The organism is Sphingomonas sp. Leaf407, assembly GCF_001425385.1.
Classification (GTDB): Bacteria; Pseudomonadota; Alphaproteobacteria; order Sphingomonadales; family Sphingomonadaceae; genus Sphingomonas.
Map to the genome: position 1 here is coordinate 557,463 of NZ_LMQO01000001.1, position 19,592 is coordinate 577,054.

Genomic DNA, 19,592 nt, shown 5'->3' on the forward strand with positions numbered 1-19,592 from the left:
CCGTTATTTCCGCGCAGCCGCCGAACCCGTTGCGGTGCGCGCTCGCCATTTCAAGGAATACCAGCCCATGTTCGGTGGTCTCGCCAAATCCCTGTTCGGGTCATCCAACGACCGGTACGTCAAGTCGCTCGGATCGATCGTCACCAAGATCAACGAGTTCGAAGCGCGGTTGACCGCATTGTCCGATGAGGATCTGGCGGCGCAGACGCCGAAGTTGCGCGAACGACTGGCGAACGGCGAAAAGATCGACTCGCTGCTGCCCGAAGCGTTCGCGACGGTCCGCGAGGCGTCGCGCCGGGTGCTCGGCATGCGCCATTTCGACGTGCAGATGGTCGGCGGCATCGTGCTCCACCGTGGCGAGATCGCCGAGATGCGCACCGGCGAGGGCAAGACGCTGGTCGCGACGCTGGCCTGTTACCTCAACGCGCTGCCCGGCGACGGCGTCCATGTCGTCACGGTCAACGACTATCTGGCGCGGCGCGATGCCGAGCAGATGGGCCGGGTCTATGGCTTCCTGGGGCTCACCACCGGCGTCATCGTGCCGAACCTGAGCGATGGCGAACGTCGTGCCGCCTATGGCAGCGACATCACCTATGGCACGAACAACGAGTTCGGCTTCGACTACCTGCGCGACAATATGAAGTTCGACCGCGCGTCGATGACGCAGCGGCCGTTCGCCTTCGCGATCGTTGACGAGGTCGATTCGATCCTGATCGACGAGGCGCGCACTCCGCTCATCATCTCGGGTCCGACCGACGACAAGTCGGACCTGTACCGCTCGGTCAACGAGGTCGTGCAGCGGCTGTCGGCCGACGATTACGAGAAGGACGAAAAGCAGAAGTCGATCGTGCTGACCGAGGACGGCACCGAAAAGGTCGAACGGATGCTGGAGGACGCCGGGCTGCTGATCGGCGCGAACCTGTATGATTTCGAGAACACGCAGGTCGTGCATCACGTCAACCAGGCGTTGCGCGCCAACATCATGTTCAAGCGCGACACCGATTATATCGTCAAGGACGGCAAGGTCGTCATCATCGACGAGTTCACTGGCCGCATGATGGACGGCCGCCGCTGGTCCGATGGTCTGCACCAGGCGACCGAGGCCAAGGAAGGCGTGACGATCGAGCCGGAGAACCAGACGCTGGCATCGATCACCTTCCAGAATTATTTCCGCATGTATCCCAAGCTGTCGGGCATGACCGGCACGGCGGCGACCGAGGCGCCCGAATTCTTCGACATCTACAAGATGAACGTCGTGTCGATTCCGACCAACGTTCCCGTCCGCCGCGTCGACGAGGAGGACGAGTTCTACAAGACGCTCGAGGACAAGTTCCGGGCGATCGCCAAGAAGATCCGCGACCATGCCTCGCAGGGGCAGCCGGTGCTGGTCGGCACCGTCTCGATCGAGAAGTCCGAACTGCTCTCCGACTTTCTTACGCAGGAGCAGGTGGATCACAAGGTCCTGAACGCGCGCTATCACGAGATGGAAGCGCATATCGTGGCACAGGCCGGGCGGCTGGGCGCGGTGACGATCGCGACCAACATGGCCGGGCGCGGCACCGACATCCAGTTGGGCGGCAACCTCGAATTCCGCATGCTCGACGAGCATCCCGATCTGGTCGAGGGCACCAGCGAATATGACGCGGTCGCCGCGCGTATCCGTGCCGAGATCATCGAGGAAAAACAGGCGGTGCTCGCCGCCGGCGGCCTGTTCGTGCTCGGCACCGAACGGCACGAGAGCCGCCGCATCGACAACCAGTTGCGCGGCCGCTCGGGCCGTCAGGGCGATCCGGGGCTGTCGCGCTTCTACCTCTGCCTCGACGACGATCTATTGCGCATCTTCGGGCCGGACACGCTGTTCGCCAAGATGATGCGCAACAACATCGAGGACGGCGAGGCGATTGGCAGCAAGTGGCTGAGCCGCGCGATCGAGACGGCGCAGCGCAAGGTCGAGGCGCGCAACTACGACGTGCGCAAACAGGTCGTCGAATACGACGACGTGATGAACGACCAGCGCAAGGTCATCTACGAACAGCGCGCCGACATCATGGATGCCGATGCAGTGGGCGACGTGGTGATCGACATGCGCCATGCGGTCGTCAATTCGGTGGTCGGCGCGGCGGTGCCGCCCGACAGCTATCCCGAACAGTGGAATGTCGAGGGTCTGCGCGAGCAGGCGCAGGAACTGCTGGGCGTCGACGCGCCGGTCGCCGACTGGGTCGCCAACGAGGACGGGCTCGACGCCGAGACGATCGAGGAGCGGGTCCGCGTCGAGGCCGACGCGCTGGTCGACCAGAAGGCGGCCGAACTCGATCCCGAGGGCTGGACGCAGATCGAGAAGTCGATCCTGCTCCAGACGCTCGACCATCACTGGAAGGAGCATCTGGCGATGCTCGACGCGCTGCGGGCGGTGATCCATCTGCGCGCCTATGCGCAGAAGACGCCGATCAACGAATATAAGCAGGAGGCGTTCGCGCTGTTCGAGCGGATGCTGTCGGGCATTCGCGAGGACGTGACGCGAACGATGGCGCATGCGAACTTCAATTTCTCCGCCCCGCCCGAACTGCCCGAGCTGCCCGATTTCCTGACGATGCACATCGATCCGCTGACCGGCGAGGACGACACCTGGGACATCGATGCGGCGACGCGCGGACTGATTTCCACCCATGTGCCGACGCTGCAGATGCCGATCGGCGACGCGGAAGCATTGGGCGACGATCCGGCAAGCTGGGAAGGGCGGGTCAGCCGCAACGCGCCGTGCCCGTGCGGATCGGGGCGCAAGTACAAGCATTGCCACGGCGCGCTGGTGGCGTGAGGACGGGGGCGGGGCGACAACGTCCCGTTATGACGTAAAAAAGGCCGCTGTCCCGATGGACAGCGGCCTTTTATTTATCGATCGGGAAAGGAGATCAGCGCCGTTCGACCGGCGCCGTCACCGTCGGACCGAGGCTGCGCAACACATCGCGGGCGTCGAACGCGCGGATGTTGTCGGCGGGTTTCGGACCACGGCCCAGCACGATCTCGGCCACCGCTTCATATTTGTCGACCGTACGAATATCGACCGAGCGGTCGAAGAACGGATCGCCCCAGAACGGGTCCCAGCTCCGCCAGCCAAACGCGCGGCTGCGATAGCGCCATGCCGGACCCCAGCCACCCCAGCCGAAGCCCGCGCCCCATCCGGGGCCGAACCCGCCACCGCCAAAGCCCGGCGTCGAATAGGTACGGCTGCGCAGGTTGGTATCGCGGTCGGCCAGGATGAAGTTGTCGAAGCCGCGCTCCAGCGTCAGTTGCGCCGCGCGATAGAGCAGATAACGCTCGACCGTCTCGCGCGACGTCAGGCTGTTGCCCGAAAAGCTGATCTGAAAGCGGTTCGCCTCGACCTGCTGATCGCTGTAGCCGTTGCGATAGAAGCCGGTGCCGGTCGCTGGCTGATAGGGTGTCGGCGTGGCGCAGGCGGCAAGGGCCAGCGCTCCGGCAAAGGTCATGCCGATCGCCCGGAGGCGGGCACGGGGGGTAGGGTGCAGCAACATCAGTTTCTCCAATGCCGCCATGGTTCCCGACCGATGGCGAGTATCCTGATCGTTTAAACGAATGGTCGCCGGTTCGGGTCCGTAGGCCGGACCGGCGGACCGTGCAGGATATGAGATTAGCGGTGGCTGAACGGCATCCGTTGCAGCGTTCGAATTGCTTCAACTACGGTGCTGTTCATGGTTAACGTCGTGATAACCGACGCGGTCTATGGGAGTCGCGAGGCAGGCGACGGGAGCGGGACGCATAACGATGGCAGAGACACCGGTAACGGTCGAACCCTGCGACCGGGAAGCCGCGCGCCGGCTGCGCGAGGAAATCCAGCGGCAGATCGGCCCGAGTTCGGGGCTGATCGCGATCGAGGATGATGATTTCGACGTGCAGCTTTTCGCCCGCCATCGCGCCGCGTCGGCACCGGTCGTGGCGGCAGGGCCGGTAGACCGGCTGACGATCGGGACGATCCTCGCCCGCAATTTTTCGCGGTTCATCCGAATGTCAGCGACCGTATCCGGGTCGGCAACGCGGCCTGCAACGAACTGTTCGTCGCACTCGCGCGAGCGCAGGTCCGCGATACCGGCGTTTGACTGCATCCCGAAGGTTCGGGCGAAGCAATCGCAGACAATATCATGGATTGAGTAACAACGCCGTCGTGCGGCTGTGCCCGGAAGGAAGAACAGATCGCGTCTTCCGGGGTGTCGCTGGCTCCCTGAGTAGGATTCGAACCTACGGCCGCTCGATTAACAGTCGAGAGCTCTACCGCTGAGCTATCAGGGAACAACTGCGAGGCCGGGTCTTTAGCAGCCGAATCAGGCTTTGCAACGCCTAATTTTGCTTTTTACGCATCAGCCGGCGAACTGCTCCATGGTGATGCGGTCGTCGAGCGCGTGTTCGGGGTCGAACAGCAGCGTCAGGTCGCGCACCCGGTCGATCACGATGTCGACCTGCGCCACGTCGCGCACCTCGCGCTGGTCGGCGACCGCCGAGACGGGGCGCTTGTCCGGTTCGAGGACACGCAGCGAGATGCGCGCCTTGTCGGGCAGGATCGCGCCGCGCCAGCGACGCGGGCGGAACGGGCTGATCGGGGTCAGCGCCAGCATCGCCGACCCCATCGGCAGGATCGGGCCGTTGGCGGACAGATTGTAGGCGGTCGAGCCGGCCGGCGTGGCGGCGAGGATGCCGTCGCACACCAGTTCGGGCATCACGACGCGGTCGTTGACCGCGACTTCGAGCTTCGCGGTCTGGCGGGTTTCGCGCAGCAGCGAGACTTCGTTGATCGCCGGCAGCACGCGGACCTCGCCGTCCATCGTCGTCGCGGTCATGGTGAGCGGCGAGACGCGGAACGGCTTGGCGCGGCTCAGCCGCCGCTCGAGATCGTCGAGCCGCCATTCGTTCATCAGAAAGCCGATGGTGCCCAGATTCATGCCGAACACCGGCACCGTCCGCCGTCGTTCGAGCAGGGTGTGCAACACCTGCAACAAAAACCCGTCACCACCCAGCGCGACGATCAGGTCGGCATCCTCGATCCCACACCACTCGTAGCGTTCGCGCAGCATATCCTCGGCGGCGCGGGCTTGCGGGGTGGGCGAGGCGAGCAAGGCGAGGCGGGTCATCCGCCGGTCACGCTCATGTGGCGGGTGACGGCGGGGGCAGCGCCGGCCTCGATACGGAAGTCGTGCGCGGCGGGTTTCCTGGGCAACGCGGCGTCGAGCGCGGCGTCGAGCGCGTCGATGCCGCCGGTGCGCAGCGCATCCTTGAGGTCGACATGATCGTCATGGCCAAGACAGAGGTAGAGCTTGCCCTCGGTCGTCAGGCGCACGCGGTTGCAGCCGGCACAGAAATTCTCGGTCAGCGGCGAGATGAGGCCGAGGCGGTTGCCCTGTCCGCCGACCCGCCAGTAGCGTGCCGGGCCACCGGTGCGATGCTGGTCGCGGGTCAGGGTGAAGCGTTGCCCGAGCGTCTCGAACACGCGGGTGAGCGGCACGAACCGGTCTGTGCGGTCCTCGTCGATCGCGCCGAGCGGCATCGTCTCGATCAGCGAGAGGTCGTGGCCCTCGCGGCCGCACCAGGCCAGCATGTCGCCGACCTGATCCTCGTTCAGCCCTTTCAGCACCACCATGTTGATCTTGACCGCGATTGCAGCGTCGCGTGCGGCGGCGATGCCGTCCAGCACCTGGGCAATGTCGCCGTGGCGGGTGACGTAGCGGAAGGTAGCGGGATCGAGGCTGTCGAGGCTGACATTGATTCGCCGGATGCCCGCATCGGCCAGCGCGGGCGCGTGATCGCGCAGCCGGGTGGCGTTGGTCGTCATCGTCAGTTCCGACAGGCCGCCGCCGTCCAGCATCCGCCCGAGCCGGCGGCACAGGTCGGTCACGTCGCGGCGGACCAGCGGCTCACCACCCGACAGGCGGATCTTGTCGATGCCGCGCGCGACGAAGCGTTCGGCGATGACCGCGATTTCCTCGAGGCTCAACAAGCGGTTGCGCGGCAGGAAGGTCATCGCTTCGGACATGCAGTAGCGGCACCGCAGGTCGCAGCGGTCGGTGACGGAAATCCGCAGGTAGCGGATGGTTCGACCATGCGCATCGATCAGGGAAGGGGCGCAGGTCATTACCGCGAAGCTAGGGTGCGTTCACCGGCCATACAAGGTGTCCATTGCCGCCCCCGATGCGCGGCCCTAGGGTCGCGTGATGGGTGGGGGGAAAACCGCGGGCATGGGTCATGATGCGGCGCACGAGCGCGCGCTGTTCATATTGTCGTTCCGGCAGCGCGACGAGCTGACCGCGATCCTGTCGCGCGCCGGTTGGCGGATCGTGGCCGCACGTCGCGCGGACGGCATCCGCCAGCGGGTGGCGGCGAGCGGGACGGCGATCGCGATCGTCGATGCGCGCGGCGCGATCGACGACGGCATCGCCGCCACCGCCGAACTGGCGCAGGTGGCGGGGCATGGCGATGCGGTGCTGGTGCTGGTCGCCAAGGGTGATGTCGACCGGCTGGGCGCGCTGTACGAGGCGGGGGCGACCCATTTCCTCATCAGTCCCGTGACCGAGGAAATGCTGGTGCAGGGCGTGCGCTTTGCCGAGCGGCACGTCCACCGGATGGGCGGCGGGTGGCATGATCCGCTGGCCGGCGGCGGCGCGCCGCTCGGCTGGCGGCTCGATAGCGTGCGGGGCAGCGTGCAGTTGACCCCGGCGCTGGCCGAGGCGACCGGCTTCGGCGAGACGGCGACGCCGCGCGGGCTGTTGCGGCAATTGGGGCAGGACGGGCGGCGGACCGCGCTGGCGGCGATCCGGCGGCTGGGCACGGCATCGCCCGCCACCGCCTTCGCCCACGACCTGCCGGGGCTGGGGCGGGTGGTGCAGCATGTCGCGCGCGATCCGCACAGCCAGCGGCTGCACGCGCTGGTCGAGCCGCTGGCGCGGGTCGGCGATATTGGCGCGGTGGTGCGCGAGGCGCTCGGGTCGGTGCGCGATCTGGCGGGGACGTTGCGCTGGATCGACCGGCGGATCGAGGCGGGCGAGGTGCCCGGCATCCGCGTGATCGCGATCGGCGGGATCGATCCGGTCAACCGGCGGCAGGGGCGCAGCGTCGGCGACACGCTGCTGCGCGCGGTGGAGCGACGGATCGAGCGGGCGGTGCGCGATGCCGGGCTGGTCCGCGCCGCCGTCGCCCGGCTGGGCGGCACCGAGTTCGCGGTGCTGCTGCCGCATGGCGCCGATCAGGATTTGGAGGCGGCACTGGCGCGCGCGGTGGCGCGGCCGTTCGTGGCGGGAGACGACATGGTCGCGCTGACGCTGCGCCAGGCATGCGACACGGTGCAGCCGGGCGAGGACGGCGCGGCGCTCGTGCGCCGGGTGCAGGCGCTGTTGCCCGGCGCCAGGGCGGGCGACGGCGACCGGCCGGTCGCGGTGCTGGATGCGCAGCGGCTGGCGGCGGATATTGCGCGGGCGATCGAGACGCGCGAGATCGCGATTCTGTTTCAACCGCAGGTGAAGCTGACCAGCGGTCGGATCATCGGGGTCGAGGCGCTGGCGCGCTGGCGGCACGGGCGCGAGGGCGAGCTGGGTCCCGAGCTGCTGTTCGACGCGGCGGCGCGCGCGGGCCTTGCCGGGCGGCTGTCGGCGCATGTCCAGCGCGAGGCGATGCGGATCGCCGCCGGCTGGCCCGGGGCGCTCGGCCACCTGCGGCTGTCGATCAACGTAACCGCCGAGGATGTGGCGCAGGCGGATTTCGCCGACACGCTGCTGGCGCGCGCCGATGCCAGCGGGTTTCCGCGCGAACGGCTGACCGTGGAAGTAACCGAGAGCGGGCTGATCGCCGAACTGGGCGAGGCGGCGGGGCTGCTCGCGGCGCTGCGCGCGGCGGGGTGCCGGGTGGCGATCGACGATTTCGGCACGGGCTATTCGAGCCTCGCCTATCTGAAGGCGCTGCCGCTCGACTATCTCAAGATCGACAAGAAGCTGGCGCAGGACATCGTCGGGTCGCCGCGCGACCGGGTGGTGGTGCGCGGCGTGATCGACATGGCGCGCTCGCTGGGGCTGACAGTGGTCGCCGAAGGAGTCGAAACCGAGGCGCAGCGCGACGCGCTCGCGGCGGAGGGGTGCCAATTGTATCAGGGATTTTTGTGCGCGGAACCGCTGGAAGTAAGCGCGTTGGTGGCGTTGGTTGGTTAGGGTGCTGATATTGCTGCAGTATCGAAGGTTGCACCGGTGCGTTTCCCGGGCGTTTCGCGCAACCATCGTGTGACCTTGGTGCAACCGTCGCGTCCTTCGGGAGCGGCAGCGCTGACGCGCCGGATATGGATGCGGTTTTCAAAGAACGACGCGATACCAAGTCGGGATCGACATCCAACGATCCGGGAGGCTTTCTCACTCCCGATCCGTCGTCGCCTCTGACCTGTTCCGGGGTGACGGGTTCGGCAACGGCATCGCTGCATGTCGATCCGCCCCGAACGATGCGCGGGTTGCAGGACCGCCGCTCCGACCGGGTCGGGCACGACCGGTCTTGGCTTGCCGGCCGGGGACTCTAAGAATGGCGGCATGGGACGATGGTCAGCCGGCAGGGAAAAGGCGCGGAACGGAACGGGCCGGCTGTTCCTGCAGGATCGGCGGATCGCGTGGAACGTGATCCGCGCGACGTTCGCCAATTGGCACGATCGTGCGATCGCCGCCTTCCTGCTGCTGGCGGCACTCGCGATCGCGCAGGCGTGGTTCGCCGAGCGTCCCCCGATCGTCGCGGCATGGGTGGCGCTCGCGGTCGGTGCCCTGTCCGGCGTCGGGGCGGAACGGCTGGTCGCGGCGCGCCTCGTGTTCCACGCCAGCGACGGGTTGCTGGCGGCCGATGCGCTCGATGCCGGGCAACGCCGGCGCTATCGTGTCGCGTGGCATGGTATTGGACTGGGGGTGTTCGTCGCGGTGATGCTGGTCGTGCGGGCCTCGTTGTCGCCCCTCGGCGGCGTCGGCTATATCGCTGGCGTGCTGGTTGCCGGGGCGGCGGGCAGCATGACGATGCCGGAACGGGTCGCCGGCATGTCGCGACCGGGATGGACGGTTCGAGCATGGTCGCACCGTCCGGCCGCCGGGGGCGTCGCCGCTGCGATCCTGCTGCTGTCGCTGCTGGCGGCACGCACGCTGGGGATCGAGGCGCGGATGGTGATCGTCGGCGCCGAAGTGCTGCTTTTCTCGCTGTTGCTGGCCGGGGTCGACGATGCCGTCGTCCGCTTCATGACTTTCGCCGGGTACGACGTGTGGCGCATCGTCGCGCGTCACGCGCGAGGGTTGGCCGGCTTGTTTGCGGTCGCGCTGCCGGGGTGCTGGGCGATGGTCGGGCCGGTCGCCGCCGGGATCGGCGCTGCCATCGGCGTCGCGGTCCTGCTGCTGGTGACGCTGCGCGTTCTGGCGTACCGGTTGCACGCCAGGCGGTTTGCCGATGTCCTTGTCTCATTGCTCGCAGGGCTGCTGATGACCGTAGCCTATTCGCTGCCGGTAGCGCTGCCGGTGATCGTGGTCGCGATGCTGTGGCAGTTGCATCGCCGGGGACGCGCCCGGATGTGGCTGCTGGCATGATTGCCGCCATCGACCTCGTCGGTGTCGCGGTGGAGCGCGGCGGGCAGCGCGTCGTGCAGGGCATCGAGCTGACGATCGCGCGTGGATCATGGTTCGGTGTCATCGGTGCCAATGGATCGGGCAAGACCAGCCTGCTCCGAGCGTTGGCGGGCAGGCTGGCCTTCGCGGGCGGATCGTGCCGGGTCGATGGGGAGGAACTGGTGGAGAACCGGGTCGCACGGGCGACGCGCTTCGGGTTCGCTCCGCCGGCCGACAAGCTGCCCGACGCGCTGCGGACACGCGATATTCTCGATCTGGTCGGCGGCGGTCGTGAGGATGTACGGCGTCGGCTGGGGGGCTTGTACGACGCGCTGGGGCTGGCTGCGTTGATCGACCACTGGGTCGGTGATTGTTCGGCGGGGATGCGGCAGCGGATCGCGATCGCCGCGGCGTTCGCGGGTGGTCACGCCCATGTGATCCTCGACGAGCCGTTCAACTGGCTCGATCCCGTGGCCGTTTTCGATCTGCGCGCGGCGTTGCGCGGGCGGGTGGGGGCGGGGCTGACGCTCATCACCGCGCTGCATGATCTCCACACGCTGGCCACTGCCTGTGATGCGGGGCTGATGCTCGCGGATGGCAAGGTCGCGCTCGCACTGGACGAGGGCAGGCTGCGGGCAGCGGCGCGGGACCCGCAGGCGTTCGAGCGGCAGACGATCGACCGGCTGCGATCCGCGTCGGGCGGATAGCGGGCCGGGATAATCGCGTTACGTCGATCGTCGGGGCGAGCGCACCGCCGCATCATGCCAGTCGGACCCGGCCGGGAGCGCTTCCGGCGGGGCGTGGCGGCGGATCAGGGTGCGGATGGCTTCGTTGATCGGTTGCCATTCGGGATTGTCGAGATTGGTGGTCCACGTCCGGCTCTGCCCACCGCTAATGCGTTCGAGCGCGGCGGGGGTGCCGTCGACGTCGATGCCGTCGTCGCGGGTGAGCTTGGGCAGGAGGCTGTCGACCAGCAGGAAGAAGGCACGTTCTTCCTGCCGGGGTACGTTGAAGCGGTAGCGTTCGCGCGGACGGCCGCCGTCCCTGGGGGTCACGACCAGCACCGCCTTGGCCGGGGCGCCGAGCGCATGAACCGCGATCTGGAACGCATAGGCGTGGTCGGACAAGCTCGGCTGGGCAACGAAGCGCAGCCCGTCGAGCGGCGCGGGGGCGAGCGTGTGGGCGAGGCGCGCCTGGCCTTTACGCAGCGGATCGCGGGTCGGGGTGTCGATCGGCGCGGTCCTGTAGGCGGTCGACGCCTTGGCGTCGCGCGCCTCGCGCGGATCGTTGACGAGGAGATAGGCCGCCAGCGTCAGGCCGACGAGGATCGCCAGCGGCACGATGATGCCGAGCAGCTTCCTCATGACGCCGCCTTCGCCAGCCCGCGCGAAATCTGGAGCGCGGCGTTGAGGCGCGCCTGCGGATCGGCGAAGCTGCGGCTGACGACCAGCTTCATGTCGGGACGCAGCTTGGCGGTGCCGTTGAGCTTGTCGACATAGGCGAGCAGCCCGTCGACGTTGGGGAATTTATCCTCGTGGAAGCTGACGATCGCGCCTTTCGCGCCGACGTCGATCTTGGCGATGCAGGCTTTCTTGGCGTTCAGTTTCGCCTCGATCAATTGCAGCAGATTGGCGGTCGCCAGCGGCAGCTTGCCGAACCGGTCGATCAGTTCGGCGGCGAAGGCATCGATCCCGGCGCGATCCTCGACATCGGTCAGGCGGCGATAGAGGCCCATGCGCAGGTCGAGATCGGGGACATACTCCTCGGGGATCAGGATCGGCGCGTCGATGGTGATCGTCGGCGAATAGTCCTTGGGCGCGTCGTCGCGTAAGCCCCCGGCCTTGGCGTCGAGGATCGCCTCTTCCAGCATCGACTGGTAGAGTTCGAAGCCGACCTCCTTGATATGCCCCGACTGTTCATCGCCGAGCATGTTGCCGGCCCCGCGAATGTCGAGGTCGTGGGAGGCGAGCTGGAACCCCGCGCCCAGCGATTCGAGGTCGGAGAGGACCTTCAGGCGCTTTTCCGCCGCTTCGCTCACCAGCCGTTCGGGCGGCGTGGTCATATAGGCATAGGCGCGGGTCTTCGACCGGCCGACGCGGCCGCGCAACTGATAGAGCTGCGCCAAGCCGAACTTGTCGGCACGGTTGATGATGAGCGTGTTGGCCGAGGGGATGTCGAGGCCGCTCTCGACGATGGTGGTCGAGACGAGCAGGTCGTAGCGCTTGTCGTAGAACGCCGACATGCGCTCCTCGACCTCGGTCGGGGCCATCTGGCCGTGGGCGACGACATAGCGGATCTCGGGAATTTCCTCCGACAGGAACTTCTCGATCTCGGGCAGGTCGGCGATGCGCGGGGTGACGAAATAGGCCTGGCCGCCGCGATAATGTTCGCGCAGCAATGCCTCGCGCAGCACCACCGGGTCCCATGGCATGATGTAGGTGCGCACCGCGAGGCGATCGACCGGCGGGGTCTGGATCACCGAGAGTTCGCGCAGGCCGGACATCGCCATCTGCAATGTGCGCGGAATGGGCGTTGCGGTCAGCGTCAGGACATGGACGTCGGCCTTCATCGCCTTCAGCCGTTCCTTGTGGGTCACGCCGAAGCGCTGTTCCTCATCGACGATGACGAGGCCGAGGCGCTTGAAATCGACCTGTTTCGACAGCACGGCATGGGTGCCGACGACCACGTCGATCGTGCCGGCGGCAAGGCCCTCACGCACCTTCTTCGCCTCGGTCGCGGTGACGAGGCGGCTGAGGCGGCCGATCTCCATCGGGAAGCCTTCGAAGCGCGACTTGAAATTATTGTAATGCTGGCGGGCGAGCAGCGTGGTCGGGCAGACGATCGCGACCTGCATGCCGGCCATCGCCGCGACGAAGGCGGCGCGCAGGGCCACCTCGGTCTTGCCGAAGCCGACGTCGCCGACGACGAGCCGGTCCATCGGGCGGCCCGCGCCCAGATCCTCGATCACGTCGGCGATGGCGCGTTCCTGATCCTCGGTTTCCTGATAGGGAAAGCGATCGACGAAGGCGGGATAGCCGCCGCTGTCGGGTTCGGCGATGTCGGCGGGACGCATCGCGCGCTTGGCGGCGGTGGCGATGAGGTCGCCCGCGATCTCGCGGATGCGCTCCTTCATCCGCGCCTTGCGCCGCTGCCATGCCTCGCCGCCCAGCCGGTCGAGCGATGCGCCTTCCTCGCCCGCGCCGTAGCGGCTGAGGACTTCGAGATTCTCGACCGGCACGTAGAGCTTGTCGCCACCGGCATATTCGAGTGCGACGCAGTCGTGCGGGGCCTTGGCCACCGGCACCTGCGTCAGCCCGACATAGCGGCCGATGCCGTGGTCGGCATGGACGACGAGATCGCCCGGAGAGAGCGTCGCGAGTTCCTGCAGGAAGGCGTCGGTATTCTTGCGCCGCTTGGCCCGGCGGACGAGGCGGTCGCCGAGCATGTCCTGTTCGGTCAGGACCGCCACGTCGGCGCTGGTGAAACCGTGATCGAGCGGCAGGACAACGAACGAGACGGTCGACTTCGCCCCGCCCAGCGCCTGTTGCCATGTGTCGACGGTCGACACGCCGGTCAGGTCATGATCGGCGAGCAGGCCCATCAGCCGTTCGCGCGCACCCTCTGAATAGCTGGCGAGGATCGGCTTGCGACCCTGTTTGCGAAGCGCGGCGATGTGATCGACGACGGCTTCGTAGATATTCGCCTGTTGCGTGCGTTCGGGGGTGAAGTCGCGCGGGGAGGCGACGTCGAAATCGACGACGGTGGCGCTTTCCGGTTCGTGGAACGCCGTGAGCTGGTGCGCGGCGGCGTCCGACAGGCGGTCGGTCCATTCGTCGGCCGACAGGTAGAGTGCGTTGGGCAGCAGCGGGCGGTAGCTGCCCGGATCACTGGTCTGCGCGCGGACGCGGTTGGTGTGATAGTCGGCGATCGATTCGAAGCGTGCCTCGGCGGCGGCGGGGACGCCGGCGTCGCGCACGATCACCGCATCGGGCGAGAGGTGGTCGAAGAAGGTTTCGAGTCGGTCCTCGAAGAACGGCAGCCAATGCTCCATGCCCGACAGGCGGCGGCCGTCGCTGATCGCCTGATAGATCGGATCGCCGGTCGCGGTCGCGCCGAATTTCTCGCGGTAGCGGGTGCGGAACCGCTTGATCGACTCCTCGTCGAGCAAGGCTTCGGACGCGGGGAGCAGGGTGAAGCCATCGACGCGGCCGGTGGTGCGCTGATCCTCGGGGGCGAAGGTGCGAACCGTCTCGATCTCGTCGCCGAAGAAGTCGAGGCGCAGCCCCATCTCCGATCCCGAGGGCCAGAGATCGACGAGGCCGCCGCGCACCGCGAACTCGCCCGCATCGTGAACGGTGTCGACGCGGTTGTAGCCATTGGCTTGCAGCAGCGCGGAGAGGCGGGGGAGCGAGATGCGCTCGCCGGGTGCCAGGCGCGCGACCAGTTGGCGGATGCGGAACGGGGTCAGCGTGCGCTGGGTCGCGGCGTTGACCGTGGTCAGGATCAGGCGCGGGCCTTTTGGCTTGGCTTGCAGCGCGTGGAGCGCGGCGAGGCGTTCGGCCATCGAACGCAGCGTCGGGCTGGCGCGGTCATAGGGGAGGCAGTCCCATGCCGGGAACTGGAGGATCGTCAGGTCGGGCGCGAAGAACGGCGCGGTCGCGGCGATCGCGCGCATCGCCGATTCGTCGGGGGCGATATGGACGAGGTCGCCCTTTGCGCCGCGCGCAAGATCGGCGAGGAGGACGGGGAGGAAGCCTGCCGCCACGCCCGCAAGGGTAAGGCTGCGGGGGGCGGACAGGATCTTGGAGAGGTCGGGCATCGGCGTCCTATAAGCCCTCTCCCCCTTGGGGGAGAGGGTTGGGAGAGGGGGTGTGCGGGACAGATGTGTGGCAGTCCCCTCTCCCCGGCCCTCTCCCCTGAAGGGGAGAGGGAGTTACTTGCTGACCGGCACGAAATCCATCGCGCGCATCGCGTGGAGGACGGGGTGGTCGAACTGCGCCGGCGCGGGCTGGACGCCCATCGCCCATGCCATGATGTCGACGTCCTGTTCCTCCAGAAACGTTTCGAACCAGTCCATGTCGGCGTCGCTCCATGTCGCCGAATGCTGGTCGAAATAGCCGCCGATCATCAGGTCCGCCTCGCGCGTGCCGCGATGCCAGCTTCGGAATTTCAGGCGTTTGAGGCGAATGTCGCGATCCATCGACGCTTCCTTGGGGGCAAAGGGACAGCGAGGCTCGCCCGATCGGCAAACTCGCGATAGGGAGGGCAGATAGTCATGCGTCCCGAACTCCTCAACCCGCTGTTCGCCGAAGTCACCTCGCTCAAGGGCGTGGGGCCGGCGCTTGCCAAACCGCTCGACCGGTTGAAGCTCCACCGTGTCGTCGACGTCGCGTTCCATTGCCCCAACGGCTGGGTCGACCGGCTGAAACGCGACGAGCTGATGGCGCAGGATGCGGGGCGGGTGATCGCGATTCCGCTGACCGCCGTCGACTACCGGGTAAGCGCCGGGCGCGGGCCGACGCGGGTGCGTGCCGAGGACGCGCATGGCAACAGCGTGAACCTGACCTATTTCGGCGGATCGTCGGGCTGGGCCAAGAAGCTGCTGCCGCTTGGCGAAACGCGGCTGGTGTCGGGCAAGCTCGAAACCTATGGCCAGGAATTGCAGATGGTCCACCCCGACCATGTCCTGCCGCCTGACGAGGCGGCGAGCCTGCCCGAGCGCGAGGCGATCTATCCGCTGTCCGAAGGGCTGACCTCGCGCCGGCTGGGGCAGTTGGCGGCGCAGGCGATCGAGCGCGCGCCGGACTTGCCCGAATGGATCGAGCCGAGTCTGCTCGCCAAGCGCGACTGGCCGGCATGGCGCGAGGCGCTGGCGCGGGTCCATGCCGATCCGTCCGACGCGAAGGCCAAGGAACGGCTGGCCTATGACGAGGTCTTCGCCAACCAGTTGGCGCTGATGCTGGTACGCGGCGAGGCACGTTCGCGCAAAGGACGCGCGCTGACCGGCGACGGGCGGCTGCGTGGGCGGCTCGACCTGCCGTACAAGCCGACGGGGGCGCAGGCGCGGACGATCGGTGAGATCGAGGGCGACATGGCGCAGGTGCAGCCGATGCTGCGGCTGCTGCAGGGGGACGTGGGGTCGGGCAAGACGCTGGTCGCGCTGATGGCGCTGCTGATCGCCGTCGAAGGCGGCGCGCAGGGGGCGTTGCTGGCGCCGACCGAAATCCTCGCGCGGCAGCATTATGCGACGCTGCAACGCCAACTGGCCGGGACCGGCGTGAGCGTGGCGGTGCTGACCGGCCGCGACAAGGGGCGGGTGCGCGAGGGCGTGCTGATGGGGCTGGCGGCGGGCGAGATCGACATATTGATCGGCACGCATGCGATCTTTCAGGAAGCGGTCGGCTACCGCGATCTGGGGCTGGTGGTGGTCGACGAGCAGCACCGCTTCGGTGTCGCCCAGCGGATGATGTTGCAGGACAAGGCGGCGGTGCCGCCGCATCTGCTGGTGATGACCGCGACGCCGATCCCGCGCACGCTGACGCTGGCGCAATATGGCGAGATGGACGTCAGCCGGCTCGACGAGATGCCGCCGGGACGCGAACCGATCGAGACGGCGGTGATGCCCGAGGAGAAGCTCGACGCGGTGATCGACGGCCTCGCGCGGCATCTGTCGGCGGGGAAACAGGCCTATTGGGTCTGCCCGCTGGTCGAGGAGAGCGAGAAGTCCGACCTCGCCGCCGCCGAGGCGCGGGCGGAGGCGCTGCGCGCGCGGTTCGGCGACAAGGTGGCACTGGTCCACGGCCGGATGAAGCCGCTGGAAAAGGACGCGGTGATGGCCGAGTTCGCCGCCGCGCGGACCGGCGTGCTGGTGGCGACGACGGTGATCGAGGTGGGCGTCGACGTGCCCAACGCCACGCTGATCGTGATCGAGGCGGCGGACCGCTTCGGTCTGGCGCAGTTGCACCAGTTGCGCGGGCGGGTGGGGCGCGGCGGCGGCAAGTCGGTGTGCGTGCTGCTGCGCGGGAATGCGCTGTCGGAAACGTCGCGGGCGCGGTTGGCGCTGATGCGCGAGAGCAACGACGGCTTCCGCATCGCCGAGGAGGATCTGCGGCTGCGCGGCGGCGGCGAACTGCTCGGCACGCGGCAGTCAGGCGAGGCGATGTTCCGGCTGGCCGAACCCGACATGCTCGGCGCATTGCTGCCGGTCGCGAACGACGATGCGCGGCTGCTGATTGATCGCGACGGCGGGCTGACGGGACCGAGGGGGCAGGCGGCGCGGGTGGCGCTGTACCTGTTCGAGCGCGATGGTGGTGTGAAACGGTTGCGATCGGGATGATGACTCCCCTCCCTGTCAGGGAGGGGTTGGGGGTGGGTCGGTCTGCGAGGGAACGGTAGCATCCGCCTCGAACCTACCCACCCCCGTCCCCTCCCTGTCAGGGAGGGGAGAACGTCAGCCCTTCACCACCAGCTTCACCAACTGCCCCGGCACCAGCCGGGCGTCGTCACCCAACCCGTTCAGTGTCAGGAAGCGTTCGCGCTGATAGTCGCCATAGGCCATCTGCCGGGCGAGGCTGTCGATCGTGTCGTTCGCGCGGACGGTGGCGATGCGGATGCGCTTGCCGGTGATCGCGCTCGCCTCGGCCTGCGTCAGCGGGGCGAGGCTTTGCAGCAGCGACTCGAACGGGCCGATGCCCTGGCCCGCCGGCGTCACGATCTGGAAGAGATAGGTCGCCGAAGGGTAGCGATAGGCGGCGACCGTCACGTCGACCTGTCGGTTGCTGGCGGTTGCGCGGGCCGAGGCGATCGCGACCTCGGTGCCGTTGATCCGCGTGACCCTTGGTTCGGACACGTTCTGCGCGCCGAGCGCGGTCAGCCGCTGGCGGGCGACGCTGGCCGGATCGCCGGCGGCGGCCATGCGAAACTCGGCCTGTCCGCCTTGTCCGGCGATCGTCACCGCATCGGTGCCGTTGGCGATGGTGTAGCCCGACGGCGCGGTGAAACGGATGCGCAGGGCCGGGTGGCGGAAAATGCTGCCGTCGATCACGCCCTGCGCGGGATCATCGTCGTAGCGCAGGCCGTCGAGCATCCGCAGATAGGTGACGTCCTGCGCCGGCTGCGCGGTGGTGCCGCCCGCCTGCGTCGCCAACGCCTCGGCGCGGCGGACGCGCTCGGCGCCATTGGGGTGGGTGCTCATCCACGTCGGCACGGCAGTGGCGTCGCGACCCGAGGTCTGCTGGCCAAGCGCCTGTGCCTCGTTCAGTTGTGACAGCGCCTCGGCCATGCCGATTGGCGCATAGCCGGCGGCGGTGGCATAGCGCACGCCGAACTGGTCGGCCTGATATTCCTGATTGCGGCTGTACGACAGCGTATAGAGCTGCGAGCCGATACCGGCGACGCGGCCGAGGATGTCGCTGCCCGTCACCGCGCCAAGGCCGGCGGCGAAGAGATTGCCGATCGTCGAGCGGGTGCTGCGCGAATTGCTGTGGCGCGCGGCGACATGGCCGACTTCGTGCCCCAGCACGGCGGCCAGTTCCGCCTCGCTGTTCATCAGCGCCAGCAACTGGCGGGTGACATAGACATAGCCGCCGGGGATGGCGAAGGCGTTTTCGACCGGCGAGTTGAGCAGGGTGACGGTGAAGTCGCCGCTGGCGTTCGACAGGCCCGATTGCAGCGCGACCCGCTTGCCGATGCGTTCGACATAGGCCGACTGCGGGCCGCCATAGGCACCGCCATATTGGGCGATGAGCTGCGGATTGGCCTGCGCGCCCTGTGCCCGGTCGCTCTGCGAGATTGATCGCGTCTGCGCCATGGCGGGTGCGCTGACGCTTGCCGCCACCAGCATCGCCGCCGTCCAGATCCTTGCCGTCATTCGTCGTCCCCGTTGGTTCGTTTCCCTCGAATACGTTGCGATAGGGCAACGGTTCCGTATGGCGGATGAACGGCACGCCGGAGCCGGCTGGGCCTTTGCGCTTGCATTGCGCAAGCGTATCGGTTTGTATGGAACGAAGCAAGAACGGGGCAAGTGATATGGCGCGGTTGAACTATCTGGAACTGCCGGTCACGGCGACGGGGGCGGCCAAGGACTTCTACGCGGCGGCGCTGGGCTGGTCGTTCACCGATTTCGGGCCGGACTATGCCGCGACGACCAGCGGCGATACCGATGTCGGGCTAGACGCCGATACCGCGCTGACCATGCTGCTGCCGGTGATTGAGGTCGACGATCTGGAGGCGACGCTGGCGGCGGTCGAGGCGGCGGGCGGCGTGGTGGTGCAGCCCATCTTCGCCTTTCCCGGCGGGCGGCGGTTCCACTTTCGCGATCCCGACGGCCATGTGCTGGCGGCGATGGTGGCAGAGGCGTGACAGCGGGCCGACCGCTGCGATAGGGTGCGGCGATCGGACGGGGGGATTGGCATGATCGGGACGATGATGGCGCTGGTGCTGGGTATGCAGGCTGCGGGGGCAGCCGACCTGCGCCAGCCGGGCAATGTGGTGAGCGCGTTGCAGGCGGCGGGCTACAAGGCGCAGTTGAAGCTCAACAAGGCGGGCGAACCCTTCATCGAAAGCGCGACCAACGGCGACTCGTTCACCGTCGACTTCTATGAATGCGACGGATTGAAGGACTGCAAGTCGATGCAGTTTTCGTCATGGTACGAGAAGGAGCCGATCTTCACCCCGGCGGTCGCCAACGAATGGAACGCCAAGCGGCGCTTCCTGAAGGTCGCGGTCGATTCGGACGGCGACATGCGCCAGTTCCTCGACGCGACGGTGGTCGGCGGCATGAGCCAGGCGCAGTTCGCCGAGGTCGTCCAGTGGTACAGCGACATGGACGCGATGTTCGCCGCGTATCTGAAGGAAAAGCGGGAGGCGGCGAAGGGCAAGGTCGCGGGGAAATAGGCGACCTTAAAATTTGATCCTTCCACCTCGCGACAGGCGTCATCCCAGCGAAGGCTGGGATTTCCCCGTCGTAGCACACAGCAGGAGCCG

Annotated in this window: 15 protein-coding genes and 1 tRNA gene; 7 read left to right on the forward strand and 9 right to left on the reverse strand. The window is 67.6% G+C overall.

The features are described from left to right. Nucleotides 1-67: 67 nt before the first annotated feature. Complete coding sequence (gene secA / locus ASG37_RS02585) at nucleotides 68-2,815, forward strand: preprotein translocase subunit SecA (protein ID WP_055755779.1); 2,748 nt, start codon at nucleotides 68-70, stop codon at nucleotides 2,813-2,815. A 94-nt stretch (nucleotides 2,816-2,909) separates the two neighbouring features. Here secA and ASG37_RS02590 read toward each other — a convergent pair whose 3' ends face one another. The 5 genes from ASG37_RS02590 to moaA form a co-directional block, all read right to left on the reverse strand. Next, nucleotides 2,910-3,530: a CC0125/CC1285 family lipoprotein gene (locus tag ASG37_RS02590; RefSeq protein ID WP_414887791.1), complete on the reverse strand. Its 621-nt coding sequence runs from the start codon at nucleotides 3,528-3,530 to the stop codon at nucleotides 2,910-2,912. A gap of 159 nt (nucleotides 3,531-3,689) precedes the next feature. Then, the gene (locus tag ASG37_RS17820; RefSeq protein WP_156349026.1) at nucleotides 3,690-4,118 is read right to left on the reverse strand and encodes a hypothetical protein; all 429 of its coding nucleotides are present in this window, start codon (nucleotides 4,116-4,118) and stop codon (nucleotides 3,690-3,692) included. 109 nt (nucleotides 4,119-4,227) lie between these two features. Continuing rightward, a tRNA-Asn gene (locus tag ASG37_RS02600) sits at nucleotides 4,228-4,302 on the reverse strand. Between the two features lie 68 nt (nucleotides 4,303-4,370). After that, complete coding sequence (locus tag ASG37_RS02605; protein ID WP_055755785.1) at nucleotides 4,371-5,138, reverse strand: NAD kinase; 768 nt, start codon at nucleotides 5,136-5,138, stop codon at nucleotides 4,371-4,373. Continuing rightward, entirely contained in the window at nucleotides 5,135-6,136 is a 1,002-nt protein-coding gene (moaA, locus tag ASG37_RS02610) for a GTP 3',8-cyclase MoaA (RefSeq protein ID WP_055755787.1), read from the reverse strand. Before moaA ends, ASG37_RS02605 begins: the two co-directional genes overlap by 4 nt. 79 nt (nucleotides 6,137-6,215) lie before the next feature. Between moaA and ASG37_RS02615 the strand changes: the two genes are divergently transcribed. From ASG37_RS02615 to ASG37_RS02625, 3 genes are all read left to right on the forward strand, one after another. Further along, nucleotides 6,216-8,198 (forward strand): bifunctional diguanylate cyclase/phosphodiesterase, encoded by a 1,983-nt coding sequence (locus ASG37_RS02615; protein WP_055755789.1) that lies wholly within the window; start codon nucleotides 6,216-6,218, stop codon nucleotides 8,196-8,198. 366 nt (nucleotides 8,199-8,564) lie between these two features. Further along, entirely contained in the window at nucleotides 8,565-9,590 is a 1,026-nt protein-coding gene (locus tag ASG37_RS02620) for a hypothetical protein (protein ID WP_082447944.1), read from the forward strand. Beyond that, the gene (locus tag ASG37_RS02625; protein ID WP_055755791.1) at nucleotides 9,587-10,315 is read left to right on the forward strand and encodes an ATP-binding cassette domain-containing protein; all 729 of its coding nucleotides are present in this window, start codon (nucleotides 9,587-9,589) and stop codon (nucleotides 10,313-10,315) included. The genes ASG37_RS02620 and ASG37_RS02625 overlap by 4 nt, the downstream gene beginning before the upstream one ends. Before the next feature lie 18 nt (nucleotides 10,316-10,333). On the opposite strand, the gene ASG37_RS02630 is transcribed toward ASG37_RS02625, so the two are convergent. The 3 genes from ASG37_RS02630 to ASG37_RS02640 form a co-directional block, all read right to left on the reverse strand. After that, on the reverse strand, nucleotides 10,334-10,972 hold the full coding sequence (locus ASG37_RS02630; RefSeq protein ID WP_055755793.1) for a hypothetical protein: 639 nt from the start codon (nucleotides 10,970-10,972) through the stop codon (nucleotides 10,334-10,336). Then, entirely contained in the window at nucleotides 10,969-14,427 is a 3,459-nt protein-coding gene (gene mfd / locus ASG37_RS02635; RefSeq protein ID WP_055755795.1) for a transcription-repair coupling factor, read from the reverse strand. The genes ASG37_RS02630 and mfd overlap by 4 nt, the downstream gene beginning before the upstream one ends. Nucleotides 14,428-14,541: 114 nt before the next feature. Beyond that, nucleotides 14,542-14,808: a succinate dehydrogenase assembly factor 2 gene (locus tag ASG37_RS02640; RefSeq protein WP_055755797.1), complete on the reverse strand. Its 267-nt coding sequence runs from the start codon at nucleotides 14,806-14,808 to the stop codon at nucleotides 14,542-14,544. A gap of 75 nt (nucleotides 14,809-14,883) precedes the next feature. Between ASG37_RS02640 and recG the strand changes: the two genes are divergently transcribed. After that, entirely contained in the window at nucleotides 14,884-16,944 is a 2,061-nt protein-coding gene (gene recG, locus ASG37_RS02645) for an ATP-dependent DNA helicase RecG (protein WP_055755799.1), read from the forward strand. Nucleotides 16,945-17,058: 114 nt separating this feature from the next. Here the strand turns inward: recG and ASG37_RS02650 are convergent, their stop codons facing one another. Then, nucleotides 17,059-18,477, reverse strand: coding sequence for a M48 family metalloprotease (locus ASG37_RS02650; protein ID WP_055755801.1), 1,419 nt, complete (start codon nucleotides 18,475-18,477; stop codon nucleotides 17,059-17,061). Nucleotides 18,478-18,635: 158 nt separating this feature from the next. Between ASG37_RS02650 and ASG37_RS02655 the strand changes: the two genes are divergently transcribed. Beyond that, nucleotides 18,636-18,968 carry a VOC family protein gene (locus tag ASG37_RS02655; RefSeq protein WP_055755803.1) on the forward strand — a complete coding sequence of 111 codons (333 nt, stop codon included), beginning with the start codon at nucleotides 18,636-18,638 and terminating at the stop codon, nucleotides 18,966-18,968. Nucleotides 18,969-19,019: 51 nt separating this feature from the next. Beyond that, nucleotides 19,020-19,502 (forward strand): YbjN domain-containing protein, encoded by a 483-nt coding sequence (locus tag ASG37_RS02660; protein WP_055755805.1) that lies wholly within the window; start codon nucleotides 19,020-19,022, stop codon nucleotides 19,500-19,502. Nucleotides 19,503-19,592 lie beyond the last annotated feature (90 nt).